Here is a 19981-nt window from a genome sequence, read left to right as displayed (position 1 = left end):
CTGATGACCGCCAGAACAAAAAAGCCTTCCGGGATGGCGCACCCGAACCGCACAAACGCAAGCGGGGGGGGGATGGTGCGTATGGTGGTTTTGACGGGGTCGTCATCGCCGGTCGGGGCCGCAACAATTGGCGGCAACTGTGAGAAAGCATATTGCCGCATTTATTTATTGCAATATTAATTATCGCGATAACAAAATTGTGATCCGCTATCGTCAGCCAAAGCCTCATTAATTTGTCGCGATAATCAAATCCGTGATATGCAGGACCATGACCAAACGTACCCCACTTGAACAGCAGTTATGCTTTTCTCTGTATTCGACCTCACTGGCAATCAACCGGCTGTACAAGCCGTTGCTGGACGGGCTTGGCCTGACCTATCCGCAATATCTGGTTCTTAATACATTGTGGGAAGAAGACGGACGGTCGATCACCTCGATTGCAGCACGCATTGATCTGGAAGCCAGCACCATCACACCGCTCGTCAAGCGACTTGAAGCGGCAAGCTTTGTTGAACGAGTGCGCAGCGCCAGGGATGAACGGACTGTCGAAGTCCACTTGACCGAACAGGGCAAGGCGTTAAGCGAACAAAGCCGCTGTCTGGGTCAGGCCCTGTTTGCAAAGGCAGGCATGACAGTGCCCGAGATGATCGACCTGAACAAGGAAGTTCGGCGCCTTCATGATGCATTGACCACAGAAACAAACTGATCTGTGTCACCATCACGTCAAATTGGATTGAAGCCGGGAAACGGTTTTAACGTGTGGCTTCCTGCAAATAACCGCTCAGAACCGCAGCAACATTATGCCCAATGACGTCATGGGCATAACCGCCTTCCATGACGAAAACGGTCTTAAGTCCCAACCGCCCGATCATCTGACCGATCCGGTTGAAATCATCGGTCTGGAGTTTGAAGTCACAGATCGGCTCTGCTTCATGGGCATCGACACCCAGCGCAATCACAAGGGCTTCTGGCTGCCAGGTGACGATCTTTTGCATGGCCTTGGCAAACCCCTGTCCCCAGGCCCCGAAATCACTGCCACCGGAAAGCGGGATATTCAGGTTCGCACCCTGCCCATCATTGCGACCGGTTTCATTGGCATAGCCCATGAAGAACGGGAACTGGTGGGTCGGATCGGCATGGATCGAAATCGTCAGAACATCGCCACGCTCATAGAAAATATCCTGCGTACCGTTGCCGTGATGGTAATCGATATCAAGGATCGCGACCTTTTTTGCGCCCTTGGTAATCATCTGCTGGGCAGCAATGGCGGAATTATTCAGGAAGCAATAACCGCCATAACGGTTGGCATGGGCATGATGCCCCGGCGGGCGGGTCAGGGCAAAGGATGCTTCGCCATCATTCCATGTGGCATCCGCCGCCGAGGTGACGGTCTGCGCCCCCCAATAGGCTGCCTTCCACGTACCTGAGGTGATCGGGGTGTCGCTTGAAATGGCAAACTGCCCCAGACGCGCACTGATATGTTTGGGATGACCACCGGAAAAACCTGCCGTCGGCCAGACATAGGGGAAGGCATCACCACTTTTTCCAGCCTTGGTCCATTCGTCCCAGGCCGTTTCGATGAAATCAAGATAATCGGTGTCGTGAATGGCGCGGATGGGGTCCATGCCGTGGTCGGCCGGATCAACCAGCTGCGCCTTGACCGCATGGGCAACCGCATCTCGAATAATCGGAATGCGCCGGGCATTTTCAAAACAGGGCACCATCCGTCCATGATGCATTTCGCCTGCCCCGTCATGGGCATCATGACGGGAATTAAAGAAGACGCGCATGGCCCCGTTTCCTTGTCTCAAGAAGACCGCAAGGCGTCAGGATTGACCCCCTGCCTATGTGTTGCCCCGCGAAAGCGGCTATTTCTTGGCGGTGTAAAGAAGCTTCTCGATGGTATCAAGAAAGCCGCCCAGATGCTTGCGCAGATTTTCCGATTGCTCTGCCAGACGTCCGGCCATATCGCGCGTGGTATCGGCAGCAACACCGGTGCGCCCGGCCATATCCGAAACGACGGTGATATTATCGGTGACTTCCTGCGCACCGCTTGATGCCTGCTCAACATTGCGCGTGATGTTTGACGACAGGTTGGCCTGCGTTTCGACATTGCCCGAAATCGTATCGGAACGAACGGCAAGATCATCAATCACGCCGGCAATTTCGCGGATCGCGCCAACCGATTGCTCGATCGCGTTCTGGATATCCTGAACTTTTTCCTCGATGCTTTCAGTTGCCTTGCTGGTCTGGTTGGCAAGGCCCTTGACCTCGTTGGCAACAACGGCAAAGCCCTTGCCCGCTTCACCGGCTCGCGCGGCTTCGATGGTCGCGTTCAGCGCCAGAAGGTTGGTCTGGGCCGCAATATCACGAATGAAGCTGACAACTTCGACAATCTCGCCTGCGGCTGCTTCCAACTCGCCGATACGGCCATCGGTTTCCTGGGCAAGACCATTTGCACGATTGGCAATTTCAACCGACTCCCGGGCCTGCTCCGACACTTCGCGGATCGACCGGTTAAGCTCTTCGGACGCCGATGAAACCTCGGTCACGTTGCTTGCTGTCTGGCGCGCAGCCGCCGCGACATTGGTCGAACGTGTGCTGGTTTCATGGGCAATGGTATTGGCTTCGCCCGATGCATCGGCAAGGGCGGACGCCGCATGGGCGATATCATCAACAGCCGCGAACGAGCCACTTTTGAATTCACCAAGGATTTCGGAGAAACCGGAAAGCTTCTGTTCAATCGAGGCGGTTGCAGCATTGATGCGCTTGGCCGATGACAGATATTCACCAACAAGGCCGGTCTCGACAATACGGCGATAGTAACGGTTTTCCGACACAGCGCCCATTGATGCCGCACTTTCGCGCAGGAAAGCATCATTGCGGTCGATTAACCGGTTGATCGCGATAAACAGGTCACGCATGTCGGGATGACTGTCGACATTGGTAATACGGGCTTCGTAATTACCATCAGCGGCTGCCAGAACAACGTCCAGCGCCTTTTTGATACCTGTTTTCGAACCACCAAATATCGCCATTGCGAACCTCTAACCTTCGATTTGGGATGCGCCCCTAGAGACCTTGAATATATTGATCATATGCCACACCGGCATCCGAGAGTTTCCGGGCAAGCGCGTCATAGGCGGCATTCATGCCTTCCTTGCGATTGCTGGTGCTCTCCTCGATCTTGCGGAGCTCCGCATAAAGCGGAATAATTTTGTCACTCAGAACCTTGGGATCGGCGACCCGGCGGTTCGAATGGTATCCGATCACCTTGTGATTGGCGTCGAATGTCGGCGTTACGTGGGCATAGACCCAATAATGGTCGCCCTTCTTACCCATATTCAGCACATAGGCAAAGATCTCTTTGCCCGAACTGATATGATCCCAAAGCAACTTGAAAATGCAGCGCGGCATATCCGGATGGCGGATCATTGAGTGCGGTTGACCAAGAACTTCTTTCTCGGTGTAGTCCGACAACCGAAGAAACACCTCGTTAGCATAGGTAATATGACCTTTAAGGTCGGTTTTGCTAACAATCAGCTCTTCTGGCTTGAAATGGCGCTCCTTTCCGGATGGTTGCACGCCCGAACGCTTCTCGCTCACCTTGTCACCCCGTATGGTCTTTTTTCTGCTGCACTCACGTCTGACATGCAATCAGACTCGGCAGTTCCATTATCATGCAAGCATAGTTCAGCGAAGAAAAAATGTAAATTTTTCATACTCTTCAATCAGAAGTACCGATCTTGCTTCTAACAATAATTACAAACTGATCTGAGCTGACCGTCCAATTGCCAAGGCTGAAACCATTCGAATATCTTAAAATCATTACATATCGAACCAATATATTAAGCCCGCCCTCCACAAAATTAGCAGGCCGGCACAGAACCACAAGATCCACCAGGGTGATATGCATCTCAGCCTGCAACTGAAAAAAAACAGGACAAAGTGATCCGCCCATCGCAAAATTGCGAAACGACTCGGTCTATTGTCTTGTTATCAGTGGCGACTTCAGGAAAAACACATGCCGCAAGATCTTCGGAACTTTCCGTTTCGCGTGGTCATTCACGAGCGACATTCCGCCCAGGGGGTACTGGACTGGCTCGACAAGAATGTCCGAAGCGATATGTGGACCATGGGCATTCGCAATATCGAACTGCCCCGGTCAGACCAGTCGGCCCCCTTTGTCGATATGGTGATCTATTTTGCCCGTCGCGATGACATGGAACTGTTTCGCGAACGCTGGGCAGGCAAGGCGCGCGAAAACAAGGTCAAGCTGCATGGCTGGCGGGCGGCGATCTATGCCCTGCTTCATCCTCGCACGGAAATGGTCGCCTATGAGAAGTCCGAAGCACCAAGCCGCATCCGACCGAAAAAAACCTCATAAGAAAAGCCCCGCGCAAGCAAATGCACGGGGCTTCGTCTCAGCCGATCTGTAAAGATCGGTAATCCGGCTTATTTCGGCAGTTCGGCATCAATGCCCTTGATGTACCAGTCCATGCCAAGCAGCATGCCATCATCAGCAACTTCGCCTTCTTTCACACGCAGTTCGCCTGCCTGATCATAGATTGGGCCGGTGAACGGGTGGAATTCACCCGAAGAAATTTTGGCTTCGGTTGCTTCTGCCAGTGCTTTTACGTCGTCAGGCATGTTGGTGTACGGTGCCATGTCGACCATACCGCTGTCGATGCCGCCCCAAGTGTCGATCGACGTCCAGGTGCCGTCAGCAACGGCCTTGGCGCGTTCGACATAATATTTGTCCCAGTTATCAACAATCGCGGTCAGCTGAGCTTTCGGCGCGAACTTGATCATGTCAGAAGCCTGACCGAAACCAAGAACGCCACGGTTTTCAGCAACCTGAAGCGGTGCCGGGCTGTCGGTGTGCTGAACCATGATGTCAGCACCCTGGTCGATCAGCGCCTTGGCAGCGTCGCCTTCCTTGCCCGGATCATACCAGGTGTTCGCCCAGACGATTTTCACTTTGACGTCCGGGTTCACCGACCATGCGCCCATCATGAACGAGTTAATGCCACGGACAACTTCCGGAATCGGGAAGGAACCGACATAACCAACGATGTTCGACTTGGTCATTTTACCGGCGATAACGCCAGCAACATAACGGCCTTCATAGAAACGTGCAGCATAGGTCGACAGGTTGTCGGCACGCTTGTAGCCGGTTGCATGTTCGAACTTCACGTTCGGGAACTGCTTGGCAACCTTTTCGGTCGGGTTCATGTAACCGAACGAGGTGGTGAAGATCAGGTTATGGCCGGTCTGGGCCATCTGACGGATCACGCGCTCGGCATCGGCACCTTCCGGAACGCTTTCGACATAGCTGGTCGAAGCGGCATCGCCAAGCTCGGCTTCGATGGCCTGACGACCGATGTCATGGCGATAGGACCAGCCATGGTCACCAATCGGACCAACATAGACAAAACCGACTTTAACGTCTTCGGCCTGGGCGGTACCCATGCCGGTTGCGAGGGCACCAACAGCTGCAACAGCAGCAATCGTGCGCTTCATGAACTTTGCATTCATTCGTAGAGGTCTCCCTGTTAATCAGCAGATCAGGATTTAAACACAATCCACTAAGCAATCAATGACACGTTCACACCGAAACCAAGACTCAGTCAAACCGATCACACTTCTGATCGATTAGCTTCAATCGACTTGTGTGAGTTTTGGTCCGGTATGATCTTTCCTCCCGATGGGCCGGAACATCATTTGGCGTGTTCCGGTCCCCCCAAGCAGACCGGCCCTAATGGGCCGGCCGGAACGCCTGACCGATACAGGCAGGCGCATTCAGTCTGATTTTCGCACGGTCACTGGAAATAATCACCAGCACGATAATCGTCGCAAGATATGGCAGCATCGACATGAACTGGCTGGGCACATGAATGCCCGCACCCTGTGCATGAAGCTGCATCACCGAAATCAGGCCAAACATATAAGCCCCGGCCAGCAAACGGCCCGGACGCCAGGTCGCAAACACCACAAGTGCCAAAGCAATCCAGCCACGACCGGCTGTCATGTTTTCAGCCCACATCGGCGTATAGGACAGCGAAAGATACGCACCGCCAAGACCGGCCATCGCCCCGCCAAACATCGTGGCAAGGTAACGGATCTTGATCACGGAATAGCCGATGGCATGGGCCGAATGATGCGAATCCCCGACCGCCTTAAGGACAAGGCCGGCGCGCGATTTTGCAAGGAACCAGCCAACCCCGATCACAACCGCGATCGAAAGATAGACCAGAAAATCCTGCCCGAACAGGATCGGACCGATGATCGGAATGGCGCTAATACCCGGGATCGAAAGACCCGGCAGCGGCTCAATCGCAAAACCGACGAATTTCGACCCGACCAGGGCCGAAAACCCGATCCCGAAAATGGTCAGCGCCAAGCCCGTCGCCACCTGATTGGCCATCAGCGTCAGGGTCAGAAACGCAAAGATCAGCGACATCAAAACACCGGCAATGACGGCGGCAGCAATCCCAAGGATCGCCGATCCACTTGAGGCAGTAACCGCAAAACCGGCAATCGCACCGACCAGCATCATGCCTTCAACGCCAAGGTTCAGAACCCCGGATTTTTCGGTGATCAATTCACCTGACGCCGCAAGCAAAAGCGGGGTCGATGCGGTAATCACTGTCAGAGTAAAGGGAACAAGCCATTCCATTATGCGGTTCTCCCTTTGGCCGCGATTGAACCGAAACGAATGCGATATTTGGTCAGAACGTCACAAGCCAGCAGGAAGAACAGCAAAATCCCTTGGAAAAGACCTGTGACCGCATTGGGCAGACCAAGCGTAATCTGGGCAAGCTCGCCGCCAAGATAGGTCAGCGCCATGATCAGCCCCCCGAACAGAATTCCCACCGGATGCAACCGGCCAAGGAAGGCGACAATGATCGCGGTAAAGCCATAACCGGGCGAAATGGACGGCTGCAACTGACCAATCGGACCGGAAACCTCGAACAAACCGGCCAGACCGGCAAGTGCGCCGCCCAGCAAAAGGGTAAACCACACCATGCGTTTCTGACGGAAACCGACATGGCGGGCAGCCTGTGGGGCCTTGCCGACAACCCGCAGCTGGAACCCGATCACGGATTTTGACAGCAACAGCCATCCGGCAATCACGACAAACACCGCAACCGCCGTTCCAAGATGGACACGCGTGCCGTCATAAATGATCGGAAGCAGCCCCGCATCCGGGAACGGACGTGATTCCGGGAAGTTGAACCCTTCGGGGTTACGCCAGGGACCATGCACAAGGAAGCTCAGGAACAGTGTTGCGACATAGGTCAGCATCAGGCTGGTCAGAATTTCATTGGCGTTGAATTTGGTGCGCAGCAATGCCGGGATTGATGCCCAGAACGCCCCGCCAATCGCGCCAAGCACAAACATCGCCGGCAGCAAAAGAACGCTTTCACTGTCATGGAAATAAAGGGCAAGACCACCACCAAAGATCGCCCCCATGGTCAGCTGGCCTTCGGCACCGATGTTCCAGACATTGGCCCGGAACCCCATGGCAAGACCAACCGCGATGATCACAAGCGGCGTTGCCTTCACAAACAGCTCGGAAATCCCATAGCTGTTATTGATCGGCAGGATGAAGAACGTATAAAGCGCGTCGAACGGGTTCTTGCCCAGAAAGGCAAAAATGATCCCGCCAACGACCAGCGTCATGAAAATTGCCAGAACCGGCGACAGATAAACCATCGCCTGTGAATGCTGACGACGGGGTTCAAGCCTGACCAACGCGACCTCCTTCTAATGCAGTGTCGTTCGCCGGGGTGGCGTTGCCATCAAGATCATGAAGGCCCCCCATCAACAGACCAATTTCTTCGATGCTGACATCGGCCATCGGGCGCGGTTTGGACATTTTGCCTTCCGACATCACCACGACCGAATCACAAATGGCAAAAATCTCGTCCAGATCCTGCGAAATCACCAGAACCGCCGTTCCCTTCGCCGCCAGATCAAGCAACGCCTGATGAATGGCGCTGGCTGCACCGGCATCCACACCCCAGGTCGGCTGGGAAATCACCAGAACGCCCGGATCCTGAAGGATCTCGCGACCGACGATGAATTTCTGAAGGTTGCCGCCCGAAAGCGATCCGGCCTCGGCCCCCGAACCGGTGGTGCGGACATCAAATGTCTTGATGATGTTATCGGCAAAGGACCTTGTCGGGACTTCGCGGATCAGGCCGCGTGCGGCAAGCGCCATACGGCGAAACGCCGTCAGGAACCCGTTTTCCGAAAGACTCATATCCGGAACGGCCCCGTGACCATTACGTTCTTCGGGAACGAATGCCGCGCCAAGGCGACGACGGCGACGCGGACCGAAATGGGCAACCGACGTGCCATCAATCTTGATGCTGTCAGGTGCGGCTTCATGTTCGGTTTCACCGGCCAGTGCCTGAAACAGTTCGTTCTGACCATTACCGGCGACACCGGCAACACCCATGATCTCGCCACCACGCACCTTGAGACTGATATTCTTAAGATGCGTGCCAAATTGCTCGTCACTGATCAATGACAGGTCGGAAACTTCAAGTCTGACATCGCCAAATTCGCGATCCTTGCCGCGGTCGGGTGCCGTCAGTTTCTGGCCGATCATCATTTCGGCCATGGATTTCGCGGTTTCCTCGCGCGGGTCACATCCGCCGACCACCTTGCCGCCGCGCAAGACCGTCGCGCGCTGACAGAGCGCTTTCACTTCATGCAGCTTGTGGCTGATATAAAGGATCGCACAGCCTTCATCGGCCAGACGACGCAGCGTCTCAAACAGTTTTTCGACTTCCTGCGGGGTGAGAACCGAGGTCGGCTCATCAAGAATAAGCAGCTTGGGATTCTGCAACAGACAGCGCACGATTTCGATGCGCTGACGCTCACCGACCGAAAGCGTATAGACATGACGATCAGGATCAAGCGGCAGGCCATAGGTCTTTTCGACCTCGATCACTTTCTGACGCAGCACGGCCATATCGCGCACATCATTCATCGCAAGCGCGATGTTCTCGAGCACGGTCATGGTTTCAAACAGCGAGAAATGCTGGAACACCAGACCAACGCCCATTTCACGCGCATCATGCGGACTATGGATCGTAACCGGCTTGCCTTCCCAAAGCAGTTCGCCCTGATCGGCCTGAAGCACGCCATAAATGATTTTCACAAGCGTACTTTTGCCTGCGCCGTTTTCACCGAGCAGCGCATGGATTTCGCCAGGCTCGATACGGAAACTGATATCGTCATTGGCCAGACAGCCCGGAAAGGCCTTGGTCACACCGCGCACTTCCAACTGCGCAGGTGCCGCCCCCTTCATTGCTTCTGCCCCGGCATCACCGGTCATTGACGTCACTGTTGCCACCCCTATTTAGCGATATGATTTACAAGGCATTTGCGGTTTTACCGCAGAACGGATTGCAATCAAACGGTCTCAATATGCGATCTTGTCGGTTTTGGCATCCCACGCGGCGAATACTTCGCGCGCCTCGGGCAAATCGACATGAACAATTGGCAAGGAACGATCATGGATCGGCTTTGCCACTTCATCATACAGGAACTGATCATCAAAACCGATGGCAGCAGCATCTTCGCGGCCATTGGCATAATAGATCTTGTCAAGACGGGCCCAATAGATCGCCGAAAGGCACATCGGGCAGGGTTCGCAACTGGTATAGATTTCACAACCCGCAAGATTGAATGTGCCCAGTTTTGCGCAGGCCGCACGAATGGCGCTGACCTCTGCATGGGCAGTCGGGTCGTTGTTGGATGTGACATTGTTCCATCCCTCGGCAATCACTTCGCCATTGCGAACAATGATTGCGCCGAACGGACCACCGCATCCCTCTTCCATTTTTTGCCGCGACAAATCCACGGCGTGGCGCATATGGCCTTTGGCGTCACACACAGCCAAATCTCCTTTACGAAACCCCTGATCTGGTCACCAGATCACCTGATTGGGCCGTCATTTCGCGGCCCTTTATCATTAAAAACACCTTCAATGAAGGTTTTAAAATCAACCGACCCCGTCTGATGCGGCTTTGGTCGTCTGATTTTGGGCCATCTGTGCTTCGCGCACAGACAACAATTGCGCGGCAACGGATGCCGCAATCACCACCGGCTGTTTTCCGGTAATGCCTTGAATCCCAATCGGGCAAGTCAAACGACCGATTTCAACTGGACCCAACCCCCGATCAGAAAGCCGTCGAATGAAGCGCGCGCGTTTGGTTTGGCTGCCAATCATGCCAACAAAACCAAGGTCATCGCGCATCAATGCCGCCCGGCAGATGTCAAAATCCAGCGCATGGTTATGGGTCAGGATCAGAACATGCCCGCCTGCCGGTATGTCGGCAACGTCAAGTTCGGGCCTATCACTTTGGCAAATATGAAGGTTTTTACCCTCGATCCCCGCCAGATAGTCTTCGCGCGAATCGACAAGATGGATGTCAAACGGCAAGGGCGAAAGTGCCGCAACCACCGCCTTGCCAACATGCCCCGCCCCGAAAATCCAAAGCGGGGACAGCGCATCATCAAGGCGCAGACATAATGTTTTAACGCCGTTGATGGCAACCATCCCGCCGCGCTCGGTCCCGAACCCGCCCGAAAGCATCGCGGCCTGTGCGCTTTCTGCCCCGGCAATCTGCCATGCACCAACAGCTGTCGAAACCGGCATCATCAACCAGCGCCCCGATTGCGAAACCGGCTGGTCGGCAACCGCTGCCAATGCCGCGCGAAGTGCTTCTTTCTTGGTTTCATCAAGCAGATGAAAACCAACCTCGACCGATCCGCCACAGCACTGCCCAAGCCCCGGCCCCAACGGAAAACAGACAATCTCGGCCGTCAGGATCGACGTCATGTCACCCGCAAGGCATTGGCGCACCCGCAAGGTCACCTGATGTTCAAGATTGCCGCCGCCAATCGTGCCCGCAAGGCCATCACTTGCAATCAGCATGAAGGCACCAACTTCGCGCGGCGTCGATCCCCTGATCGCAGCAACGGATACCAGCATCACCGGGCCGGGCGCAGACAGAAGGTTGATATGATCACGCAGCGACAGGGTCATGACCTTATTCCCCTGCAACCGAAACCGGCTGACCGGATTGCTCGATCATGCGTTTGGCAATATCGGCCACGGCATACAGAACCGCTTCGGGCGTTGCCGGGGTATCAAGGTTCGGCACCACCTTGTGTCCGGCAACCGACGCCACCGCATCGGCAATCGCACGATGCACTGAAATAGCCAGCATCAGGGGCGGTTCACCAACCGCCTTGGACCGGTGAATGGTTTTTTCGACGTTTCGTCCGGACGACCAAAGATCAAGCCGGAAATCTTCCGGACGATCCGAACATGCCGGGATTTTATAGGTCGATGGCGCATGGGTCCGGAGGTTGCCCTTGTCATCCCACCAGAGTTCCTCGGATGTCAGCCACCCCATGCCCTGAATGAAGCCACCTTCAATCTGGCCACGGTCAATTGCCGGGTTCAATGAGCGCCCGACATCGTGAATGATATCAACCCTAGTGACCTTGTATTCACCGGTCAGGGTATCAATCAGAACCTCGGAACAGGCCATGCCATAGGCAAAGTAATAGAATGGCCGACCCGACGCGGTTTCACGGTCATAATGGATTTTCGGTGTCGCGTAGTAACCGGTCGCCGATAGCGATACACGCGCCAGATAGGCCTGTTTGATCAGATCGGCAAAGGCAAGCTCGGCCACATCCCCGACAATAATTTTGCCCGGCACAAAGCGCACAGCCGCCTCGGCGACACTAAATTTCTCGGCAGCAAAGGCAATCAGCCGGTTCTTGATCGTCATTGCCGCATCGCGTGCTGCCATGCCGTTCATATCCGCCCCGCTTGATGCCGCGGTTGCAGACGTATTTGGCACCTTGCCGGTATTGGTGGCTGTGATTTTGATCTGATCAAGATCGATCTGGAATTCTTCAGCGACGACCTGGGCAACCTTGATGAAAAGGCCCTGTCCCATTTCCGTCCCGCCATGGTTCAGATGCACCGATCCATCCTGATAGACATGGATCAGCGCGCCTGCCTGATTAAGGAAGGTAGTGGTAAAGGAAATCCCGAATTTCACCGGCGTCAGCGACAAGCCCTTTTTCAGGACCGGGCTTTGTTCGTTGAACACTTCGATCTCTGCCCGACGTTTACGATAGTCACTGGCTTTGAGGATATCGTCGGTCAGTTCGGGCAACACATTGTCTTCGACCACCATGTGATATGGCGTCGTATTACGATCCGTCGTGCCGTAATAGTTGGCAATACGCACATCCATCGGATCGCGTCCAACCAGCATGGCAATTTCGTCGATGATGCGTTCGATTGCGACCATGCCCTGCGGTCCGCCAAACCCGCGAAACGCGGTATTGGACACAAGGTTGGTCTTGCAGCGGTATGATCTGATTTCGACATCGCCAAGGTAATAGGCATTGTCGGTATGGAACATCGCGCGGTCAGCAATGGCGGCTGACAAATCAGCCGAAAAACCGCAATTGGCCGCATACTGGATATCGAGGCCACAAATGCGCCCGTCATCATCAAAGCCGACATCATAATCGACAATGAAGTCATGGCGTTTGCCGGTCATGACCATGTCATCATCCCGGTCCAGACGGAACTTGGCCGGACGTCCGGTTTTGACCGCAACGATCGCCGCCAGTGCCGCCCATTGCGATGCCTGCGTTTCCTTGCCACCAAACCCGCCGCCCATACGGCGGACTTCGACCGTTACCGCATTGGCCGGACGACCAAGCACATTGGCAATATTGTGCTGCACCTCCGACGGATGCTGGGTCGAGCAATGCAAAAGAACATCACCGTCTTCCTGCGGAATGGCAAAGGTGATCTGCCCTTCCAGATAGAAATGATCCTGCCCGCCAATCTCCATCCGCCCGGCCCGGCGATGCTTGGCCTTGGCAAGGGCCGATTTGGCGTCTCCCTGCTTCATCACATGCGGGGGTGCTACGAATTGCTGTTTTTCAAGCGCCTCTTCAATCGACAGAACCGCTGGCAGTTCTTCATATTCAATATCGGCAAGCTTGGCCGCCGCACGGGCCTGCGCGCGGGTTTCAGCCGCAACACAAAATACCGGCTGACCATAAAACTGCACGATTCCATCGGGTAAAACCGGATCGTCATGGGTATGGGCCGGGGACACGTCATTGACACCGGGAACATCTTCGGCGGTCAATACGCACACAACACCGGGTGCCGAACGCACCTTGGACAGGTCCATGCGCACAATCTTGCCGTGCGCGATGGTCGCAGCACCGGGTGCCAGATGAAGCGTACCATAGGGCTCGATGATGTCATCGATATAGACCGCTTCGCCCGCCACATGTTTCGGGCCGCTGTCATGTTTGGAACTGGACCGCACCCCGCCCGACAAACCGGCGGTCGGCGCAATCACCTCATCCATATCGGTTTTGGTAATCTGATCAGACATGGGCTGCCTCCTTGCCAACAAGGCGGGTGGCAATTTCGGGTGCAGTGGTTTCAATGAAAAGTTTGGTCAAAAGGTTCTGTGCGACCAGCATGCGATATTCTTTTGAGGCCCGCATATCGCTCATTGGTGCGAAATCCTTGGCCAATGCCAGTTGGGCCGCGTTCAGGCTTGCTTCGTTCCAGTCCTGACCTATCAGGGCCGCTTCGCATTTGGCAGCCCGCATCGGGGTTCCGGCCATACCGCCAAAGGCCGCCCGGAATTCTGCAACCTTGCCTTCAACAATCTTGATGGCAAACGCCCCAAGAACCGCAGTGATATCCTGATCAAAGCGCTTGGAGATTTTGTAGGCCTTGAACGCAACACCCTCTGCCGGTTTGGGCACAATCACGCTTTCGACAAACTCGCCCGCCTGACGGTCCTGCTTGCCATAGGTGATAAAGAAATCTTCCAGTGCGACTTCGCGTCTCACATCGCCCATACGCAGGACAATCTTTGCCCCCAGCGCAATCAGGGCGGGCGGGGTATCGCCAATCGGCGACCCATTGGCAATATTGCCGCCCACAGTTCCGGCATTGCGGATTTGCCGGGATCCGATCCGGCGCACCAGTTCCCCAATATCAGCAGCAACCTTGCCCAGCGCATCATGCGCGCGGCTATAGGTCACACCGGCCCCGATGATCAGGGCATCTTCGGTTTCCGTAACCGATTTCAGGTCGCCGACATCGCCAATATAAATGATCGGGTCCAGCCGTTTGAGCATCTTGGTCACCCAAAGCCCGACATCCGTGCCACCGGCCAGAACCGTTGCATCGGGATGGGCAACCAGAAGACCGGCCAACTCATCAGATGTGCGCGGCGCATAATAGCGCCCGGCAGCATGTTCAACAGCAAGCGTCCCGGCATCATCAACCATGGCACCTAGCCGGGTCGCAATGTCTGTACGGCGCTTTTGTTCAACCGCGTCATTGGCTGCAATGCCGCCTGCCTTGCGGGCTGCCTCGATAATCGGACCATAGCCTGTGCAACGGCACAGGTTCCCGGCCAGCGCATCATTAATCGCACCCCGGTCATCCTCGCCACCATCCAGCCACAACTGATAAAGGCTCATGACAAAGCCCGGTGTGCAGAACCCGCATTGCGACCCGTGGGTGTCAACCATAGCCTGCTGCACGGGATGAAGGCTGCCATCTTCGGATTTCAGATGTTCGACCGTCAAAAGCTGTTTGCCATCAAGGGTCGGCACAAACTGGATGCAGGCATTGACCGTGCGATAGGCCATGCCCCCCTTGCCGTCGGGCTCGCCCAGAACAACCGTACAGGCACCACAATCGCCCTCGGCACAGCCTTCCTTGGTACCCGGTTTGCGCTCGGCCAGACGAAGATACTCAAGCACCGTCATCTGCGGATCGACGTCACGCAAGCTGCGCTCTTCATCACCCAGAAGAAAACGGATATCAGAACGGAAAGATCCGGTCGCGTTCGCCATGGTCAACCTCAGCTTCCGCGATATGTGGAATAGCCAAATGGCGACAGCAACAGCGGCACATGATAATGCGCCTGCCCGTCGGAAATGCCGAACCGGATCACCACCTGATCCAGGAATTTGGGCTCGGGAAGCTTTTCGCCAATGGCGTCGAAATAGTCACCGGCATGGAACACCAGCTGATATTCACCAGGTTTGAAAGAGGCACCGTCAAGCATCGGCGCTTCGGTGCGGCCATCAACATTGGTCACAGCTTCGGCAACCAGATCATCATGACCATTGCCAAATCTGTGCAGCTCAATGCGGATTCCAGCAGCCGGACAGCCTTTTGCCGTATCCAGTACATGGGTAGTCAGTCGTCCCATGCCGGGCCTCCTCTCTCTTATTCTTAATTTTGTGGTCGATCGCTTCTCCCCGTGGTCGGCATTCTGGTTATGAATTTCTGTACCGAACCAATTTTGAGCGATTTAAAAAGGGTCGCATTACCACCCGCCCGGGGGAAAGAGGCGATAAAGTGAAACTATATCAATAATTCTTTGAAAAACGAATGTAACTGTTTCAGGCACTATAGTATGTAACAAAGGCAGAAGCCTTGGAAGACCGCGTAAAACGTGGCCCACACCACCTTCCGTCCAGGAACATTATCAAAACAGCCTTGATAGTGCGGCACTTATCCGGTCCGGCCAGCATAAGGTTTATCCCTTGCTGCCCGGTGACCTATGGTTAATGCTACACCAAACGTTCCGCAGGACAAAGCCGGGCGTACAAGAATTCAGGAGAAGGTTCAGATGAACGACCAGACATATGCGCGTGACTTGATCGGTTATGGTGAAAACCCGCCCAAGGCCAATTGGCCCAACGGTGCACGCGTGGCCGTCCAGTTCGTCCTGAACTACGAAGAAGGCGGTGAAAACTGCGTGTTGCATGGTGACAAGGCCTCCGAGGCATTTCTGTCGGAAATCGTCGGTGCCGACATGCGCGAGGGTGTCCGCCATATGAGTATGGAGTCGATCTATGAATATGGATCGCGCGTTGGCGTCTGGCGCATTCTGAACCTGTTCCGCGAACGCCAGATCCCGATCACCATCTTTGCCGTTGCCATGGCCCTTGCCCGCCACCCGAAAGTCGGCGAAGTCGCCATGAAGGACGGTCACGAAATCTGCTCGCACGGTTATCGCTGGATTGACTATCAATATGTGCCCGAAGACATTGAACGCGACCATCTTCACAAGGCGATTGATATCATCAAGGATGTCACCGGCGAACGTCCGCTTGGCTGGTACACCGGCCGCACCAGCCCCAACACCCGTCGCATCGTCGCCGAAGAAGGCGGTTTCCTGTATGATGCCGACGATTACAGTGACGAACTGCCGTTCTGGAGCACCCAGACCGAAAAGCCGCACCTGATCGTGCCCTATACCCTTGATGCCAACGACATGCGCTTTGCCGCCCTTCAGGGGTTCAATTCCGGCGAACAGTATTTCCAGTATCTCAAGGACAGCTTCGATACCCTGTACGAAGAAGGCGCGCATACGCCGCGCATGCTGTCTCTGGGCCTTCATTGCCGACTGGTAGGCCGTCCGGGTCGCTTCGCCGCTCTGAAACGCTTTGTCGACTATGTCCAAAGCCACGACAATGTCTGGTTCGCCCGCCGGATTGATATCGCCCGTCACTGGCGCGAACATCATCCGTTTGGCGGCTAGGAACCGGGACTGAAAGCCAAGATCAAAATGACAGACACCAGTCAATCACAGTTCACCACCCGCCCGCCAAGCACATTGGCCGAAAGCGCCTTTGTCTCGCTTTATGGCTGGGTCTATGAACATTCACCATGGGTTGCCCATCAGCTTTATGAGCGCGGCATCACCGAGGCACTTGATACACCCGCGAACCTTGCCGATGCCATGGCCGCCGTGGTCAATGGCGCGGTTGATCGCGACAAGCTTGCGCTTTTGCGCGCCCATCCCGATCTTGCGGGGAAACTCGCCCTTGCCGATCTGACCGCATCCTCGCAAAGCGAACAGACGGGGGCCGGACTTGATCAATGCAGCGCAGACGAACTGGCCCGTTTCACTGAACTGAACGACCAATATAAACAGAAGTTCGGCTTTCCGTTCATCTTTGCCGTCAAGGGGTTCCACCGGACCGATATTCTTGCGGCCTTTGAACGGCGGGTCAAAAACGATGTCGAAACCGAATTTAACGAGGCGATCAATCAGGTTCATCGCATTGCCAGACTGCGGCTCGAAGCCCTGTAGGCCCGACCCGATCCGGCCCGGCACGCCCGACCGCTTGATTGATAACCGTATAATAAACGACCATTTCAGGATTTTACGACCATGAGCCATCAGGAAAATCACGACGCACCGGAATTTGCACGGAAGTTTGTCAACCTTGCCGATGAACGTCTGGGCGCAGAAGCCATTTTTGCAACAGATGATTTCTTTGCCGACAAGCAGCGCATGCTGCAAACCGCCGATGCGGTGTTTTATCCTGATCGCTATGACGATCACGGCAAATGGATGGATGGCTGGGAAAGCCGCCGCAAACGCGTCGATGGCCATGATTACTGTGTGGTGCGCCTTGCAACATCGGGCCGCATTTATGGTGTTGATATCGACACCAGCCACTTTACCGGCAACTTCCCGCCAGCTGGCTCGCTTGAAGGCTGCTATTGCCCGAATGGCGATCCGGCAGATGACGCCACATGGGATGAAATCGTTGCGCCCTTGGGTCTCGGTGCCAGTGCCCATCACTATGCCGATGTAACCTCGGATGCGATCTATACCCATGTGCGTCTGCACATCTATCCCGATGGCGGTGTCGCCCGTCTGCGCGTTTACGGTCGTCCGAACCGCGACTGGACAGAAATGGCCGCCAAGGGCGAACAGGTCGATCTGGCAGCGATGATCAATGGCGGTGTTGTTGTCGGCTGGTCCGATGCCCATTACGGTAATCCGAACGCCATTCTGGCACCGGGCCGCGGGGTCAATATGGGCGATGGCTGGGAAACCCGCCGCCGTCGTGAACCGGGCAATGAATGGCTGATTATCGAGCTTGGGCATCCCGGCGAGATCGAAAAAATCATCGTCGATACCTGTCACTTCAAAGGCAACTATCCTGACCGTGTGTCGATCCAGGGGGCCTATGTTGACGGCGAAAAGGACAAGTCGCTGCGCGCGCGTTCCATGTTCTGGTCGACCATCCTGCCCGAAAGCAAGATGCAGGCAGACCATATCCATGAATTTGATGCCGCCAGCCTGACCGTCAATGGTCCGGTGACCCATCTGCGTGTCAATTCGATCCCCGATGGCGGTATCAGCCGTCTGCGCATCCTTGGCAAGCCCACCACCAAATAAGGATCGCACAACGATGAAGCTCTCGGTCGAACATCTGACGCCGGATGCCTTCGCCCCGTTTGGCGAGGTGATTTCGATTGCCACCGCACGCGACAGCTATCCGATCAATCTGGGCACCACCACGCGCTTTCACGACATTTCACGTGTCGATGTGGCTGACAAAGGCGGTGCCCCGATCATCAGTATCTTTCGCGGAACGCCCCGGCCCAAGCCGATTGAAATCAGAATGATGGAACGCCATCCGCTGGGATCACAGGCCTTCATGCCGCTTGCGGGTCAGAAGTTCCTGATTGTCGTGGCTTCGGGGACCGATACCCCCAAACCGGAAAACCTGCGCGCCTTTCTGTCGGATGGGACACAGGGGGTGACCTATGCCAAGAATGTCTGGCATCACCCGCTTCTGGTGCTCGAAGAAGACAGCGATTTTCTGATCGTCGATCGTTCGGGTCCGGGCAACAACCTTAACGAGGTTGACCTGCCACTGGTCGACGGCGAAGTCATCACGCTGGATTGGGCATAGGCCCGAAACATCACGTTGCCGGGTGATCAAATCCACCGGCAACGCAAAATTCAATGACGCAGGGCATGACGTGCCCTGCGTTTATTTTTATCCGTCAGTTGATTGGCGAAAGCAGATCCGGGTTGGTGACAAGGTTCCGCACCCCATGGGCGTGGCCTTCGTCAAACGGGTTATCTTTCAACCATGTATCAACCGATGCAATGCCCAGCTTGACGACATCGGGGCGCACACTCCAGGTTACCTGAAAGGGCGATCCCTTTTCGTTATAGCCAGGCCCGGTGGTTGATCCGGCATAGATCACCGGATCGCCAAGGTCGGTCGGCAGACCGGGCACCTGATTAAGGCCATCGACCTCGCTGATTTCAGCCATCCTGGCGAAATCGGCACCCCCTTCTGATACCAGCACGGCAACAACGGCCTCGACCCGCAATTGCGGATTATTGACCGCGTCACTCAGACAGGTGCCAAGACCATTGCCAAGACTTGCCTGTGCGGTCGAATAGACAAAGTGGATTTCGATGGTATCACCCGGTTCGAGATCACCATGTTCGCTGGCACCAACCGCCATGCCAATCGGGGCCAACTCCGCCTCGGTCAGTTTGCCATCATATTTGAAGCCCGTGCCAAAGCCATACCCGTCACCATTACCGGCAAAGGTGGTATATGAACCACCCTTATGCTCGGCATTTTCATGGAAATGGATATCACACAGCGTCATTTTACTGACATCGGGTGCGGTGCCAAATACGCGGTGGTTGCTACCTGTCATCATGCCAATATCGCGTGGTGACTGGGGCCCAAATCCCTTGCCCTGCGTTGCCGCAGCCAGAGCCGCGCGCTGTCTGGCAATGACATCGTCAGATACAGCATGATGGCTGGAATCCGCGAATGCTGCGAAGGACACCAGTGCAGCAGTCACACCAGTCAAAAGAAACGTCCTGAACATTGTTTTTCTCTCTCCAGAAGGCGCTGGCAAATAGGTAAGGGCCGCTGGCAGGGTTACAATAGACGGCAACCTGAATGGGAGAAGGATAGTACCGCTGAGTCTATATTTTCTACTAATATTAAATTGCAATTTGTAGCTGACAATCGGTCCATCATGGATCGATCCGGTCCGGGCAATAACCTTAACGAGGTCGATTTGCCACTG

General features: G+C 55.2%; 19 protein-coding genes. 6 read left to right on the top strand and 13 right to left on the bottom strand.

The annotated features are described in order from the left end of the window. The first annotated feature begins 268 nt into the window (after positions 1–268). On the top strand, positions 269–706 hold the full coding sequence (locus WA318_RS03535) for a MarR family winged helix-turn-helix transcriptional regulator (protein WP_336080006.1): 438 nt from the start codon (positions 269–271) through the stop codon (positions 704–706). Positions 707–752: 46 nt separating this feature from the next. On the opposite strand, the gene WA318_RS03530 is transcribed toward WA318_RS03535, so the two are convergent. The 3 genes from WA318_RS03530 to WA318_RS03520 all read right to left on the bottom strand — a co-directional run bounded on the left by WA318_RS03530 (position 753) and on the right by WA318_RS03520 (position 3606). Beyond that, entirely contained in the window at positions 753–1790 is a 1038-nt protein-coding gene (locus tag WA318_RS03530) for a histone deacetylase family protein (RefSeq protein WP_336080005.1), read from the bottom strand. A gap of 78 nt (positions 1791–1868) precedes the next feature. Then, positions 1869–3038 carry a methyl-accepting chemotaxis protein gene (locus WA318_RS03525; protein ID WP_114096682.1) on the bottom strand — a complete coding sequence of 390 codons (1170 nt, stop codon included), beginning with the start codon at positions 3036–3038 and terminating at the stop codon, positions 1869–1871. Positions 3039–3072: 34 nt separating this feature from the next. Then, positions 3073–3606, bottom strand: coding sequence for a PAS domain-containing protein (locus WA318_RS03520; RefSeq protein ID WP_114096681.1), 534 nt, complete (start codon positions 3604–3606; stop codon positions 3073–3075). 418 nt (positions 3607–4024) lie between these two features. Between WA318_RS03520 and WA318_RS03515 the strand changes: the two genes are divergently transcribed. Then, positions 4025–4387: a hypothetical protein gene (locus WA318_RS03515; protein WP_114096680.1), complete on the top strand. Its 363-nt coding sequence runs from the start codon at positions 4025–4027 to the stop codon at positions 4385–4387. 68 nt (positions 4388–4455) lie between these two features. Here WA318_RS03515 and WA318_RS03510 read toward each other — a convergent pair whose 3' ends face one another. From WA318_RS03510 to uraH, 9 genes are all read right to left on the bottom strand, one after another. Further along, positions 4456–5523 carry a BMP family ABC transporter substrate-binding protein gene (locus tag WA318_RS03510; protein ID WP_114096896.1) on the bottom strand — a complete coding sequence of 356 codons (1068 nt, stop codon included), beginning with the start codon at positions 5521–5523 and terminating at the stop codon, positions 4456–4458. A 235-nt stretch (positions 5524–5758) separates the two neighbouring features. Next, the gene (locus tag WA318_RS03505) at positions 5759–6679 is read right to left on the bottom strand and encodes an ABC transporter permease (protein ID WP_114096679.1); all 921 of its coding nucleotides are present in this window, start codon (positions 6677–6679) and stop codon (positions 5759–5761) included. Beyond that, a complete protein-coding gene (locus WA318_RS03500) occupies positions 6679–7758 on the bottom strand; it encodes an ABC transporter permease (protein WP_336080004.1) in 1080 nt (359 codons plus the stop codon). The genes WA318_RS03505 and WA318_RS03500 overlap by 1 nt, the downstream gene beginning before the upstream one ends. Further along, positions 7745–9352: an ABC transporter ATP-binding protein gene (locus WA318_RS03495; protein WP_258548604.1), complete on the bottom strand. Its 1608-nt coding sequence runs from the start codon at positions 9350–9352 to the stop codon at positions 7745–7747. The genes WA318_RS03500 and WA318_RS03495 overlap by 14 nt, the downstream gene beginning before the upstream one ends. Before the next feature lie 87 nt (positions 9353–9439). Then, positions 9440–9913 carry a nucleoside deaminase gene (locus WA318_RS03490; protein ID WP_220150265.1) on the bottom strand — a complete coding sequence of 158 codons (474 nt, stop codon included), beginning with the start codon at positions 9911–9913 and terminating at the stop codon, positions 9440–9442. A 108-nt stretch (positions 9914–10021) separates the two neighbouring features. Beyond that, positions 10022–11068, bottom strand: coding sequence for a xanthine dehydrogenase accessory protein XdhC (gene xdhC, locus WA318_RS03485; protein WP_336080003.1), 1047 nt, complete (start codon positions 11066–11068; stop codon positions 10022–10024). A 4-nt stretch (positions 11069–11072) separates the two neighbouring features. After that, positions 11073–13469, bottom strand: coding sequence for a xanthine dehydrogenase molybdopterin binding subunit (xdhB, locus tag WA318_RS03480; protein WP_336080002.1), 2397 nt, complete (start codon positions 13467–13469; stop codon positions 11073–11075). Next, complete coding sequence (xdhA, locus tag WA318_RS03475) at positions 13462–14955, bottom strand: xanthine dehydrogenase small subunit (RefSeq protein WP_336080001.1); 1494 nt, start codon at positions 14953–14955, stop codon at positions 13462–13464. The genes xdhB and xdhA overlap by 8 nt, the downstream gene beginning before the upstream one ends. Positions 14956–14963: 8 nt before the next feature. Beyond that, positions 14964–15317 carry a hydroxyisourate hydrolase gene (gene uraH, locus WA318_RS03470; RefSeq protein WP_114096673.1) on the bottom strand — a complete coding sequence of 118 codons (354 nt, stop codon included), beginning with the start codon at positions 15315–15317 and terminating at the stop codon, positions 14964–14966. A gap of 423 nt (positions 15318–15740) precedes the next feature. On the opposite strand from uraH, the gene puuE reads away from it, so the two are divergent. The 4 genes from puuE to WA318_RS03450 all read left to right on the top strand — a co-directional run bounded on the left by puuE (position 15741) and on the right by WA318_RS03450 (position 18831). Then, positions 15741–16655, top strand: a complete 915-nt coding sequence (puuE, locus tag WA318_RS03465; protein ID WP_114096672.1) for an allantoinase PuuE — start codon at positions 15741–15743, stop codon at positions 16653–16655. Between the two features lie 27 nt (positions 16656–16682). Then, positions 16683–17210, top strand: coding sequence for a 2-oxo-4-hydroxy-4-carboxy-5-ureidoimidazoline decarboxylase (gene uraD, locus WA318_RS03460; RefSeq protein WP_114096671.1), 528 nt, complete (start codon positions 16683–16685; stop codon positions 17208–17210). Between the two features lie 81 nt (positions 17211–17291). After that, positions 17292–18311 carry an allantoicase gene (gene alc / locus WA318_RS03455; protein WP_336080000.1) on the top strand — a complete coding sequence of 340 codons (1020 nt, stop codon included), beginning with the start codon at positions 17292–17294 and terminating at the stop codon, positions 18309–18311. A 13-nt stretch (positions 18312–18324) separates the two neighbouring features. After that, on the top strand, positions 18325–18831 hold the full coding sequence (locus WA318_RS03450; RefSeq protein WP_336079999.1) for an ureidoglycolate lyase: 507 nt from the start codon (positions 18325–18327) through the stop codon (positions 18829–18831). A gap of 94 nt (positions 18832–18925) precedes the next feature. Here the strand turns inward: WA318_RS03450 and WA318_RS03445 are convergent, their stop codons facing one another. Next, positions 18926–19777, bottom strand: a complete 852-nt coding sequence (locus WA318_RS03445; protein WP_336079998.1) for a delta-class carbonic anhydrase — start codon at positions 19775–19777, stop codon at positions 18926–18928. Positions 19778–19981: the final 204 nt, after the last annotated feature.

The sequence above is a fragment of the Thalassospira sp. CH_XMU1448-2 genome, from assembly GCF_037027285.1.
Lineage (GTDB): Bacteria > Pseudomonadota > Alphaproteobacteria > Rhodospirillales > Thalassospiraceae > Thalassospira > Thalassospira profundimaris_C.
Note: the sequence above shows the minus strand (reverse complement) of the source record. Positions and strands in the feature narration are given on the sequence as shown.

Bases quoted from the DNA above. Each gene is read 5' to 3' on its own strand.
- WA318_RS03535 (WP_336080006.1), top strand. From the start codon at position 269: ATGACCAAACGTACCCCACTTGAACAGCAGTTATGCTTTTCTCTGTAT.
- WA318_RS03530 (WP_336080005.1), bottom strand. From the start codon at position 1,790: ATGCGCGTCTTCTTTAATTCCCGTCATGATGCCCATGACGGGGCAGGC.
- WA318_RS03525 (WP_114096682.1), bottom strand. From the start codon at position 3,038: ATGGCGATATTTGGTGGTTCGAAAACAGGTATCAAAAAGGCGCTGGAC.
- WA318_RS03515 (WP_114096680.1), top strand. From the start codon at position 4,025: ATGCCGCAAGATCTTCGGAACTTTCCGTTTCGCGTGGTCATTCACGAG.
- WA318_RS03510 (WP_114096896.1), bottom strand. From the start codon at position 5,523: ATGAAGCGCACGATTGCTGCTGTTGCAGCTGTTGGTGCCCTCGCAACC.
- WA318_RS03505 (WP_114096679.1), bottom strand. From the start codon at position 6,679: ATGGAATGGCTTGTTCCCTTTACTCTGACAGTGATTACCGCATCGACC.
- WA318_RS03495 (WP_258548604.1), bottom strand. From the start codon at position 9,352: ATGACCGGTGATGCCGGGGCAGAAGCAATGAAGGGGGCGGCACCTGCG.
- xdhC (WP_336080003.1), bottom strand. From the start codon at position 11,068: ATGACCCTGTCGCTGCGTGATCATATCAACCTTCTGTCTGCGCCCGGC.
- xdhB (WP_336080002.1), bottom strand. From the start codon at position 13,469: ATGTCTGATCAGATTACCAAAACCGATATGGATGAGGTGATTGCGCCG.
- xdhA (WP_336080001.1), bottom strand. From the start codon at position 14,955: ATGGCGAACGCGACCGGATCTTTCCGTTCTGATATCCGTTTTCTTCTG.
- uraH (WP_114096673.1), bottom strand. From the start codon at position 15,317: ATGGGACGACTGACTACCCATGTACTGGATACGGCAAAAGGCTGTCCG.
- puuE (WP_114096672.1), top strand. From the start codon at position 15,741: ATGAACGACCAGACATATGCGCGTGACTTGATCGGTTATGGTGAAAAC.
- uraD (WP_114096671.1), top strand. From the start codon at position 16,683: ATGACAGACACCAGTCAATCACAGTTCACCACCCGCCCGCCAAGCACA.
- alc (WP_336080000.1), top strand. From the start codon at position 17,292: ATGAGCCATCAGGAAAATCACGACGCACCGGAATTTGCACGGAAGTTT.
- WA318_RS03450 (WP_336079999.1), top strand. From the start codon at position 18,325: ATGAAGCTCTCGGTCGAACATCTGACGCCGGATGCCTTCGCCCCGTTT.
- WA318_RS03445 (WP_336079998.1), bottom strand. From the start codon at position 19,777: ATGTTCAGGACGTTTCTTTTGACTGGTGTGACTGCTGCACTGGTGTCC.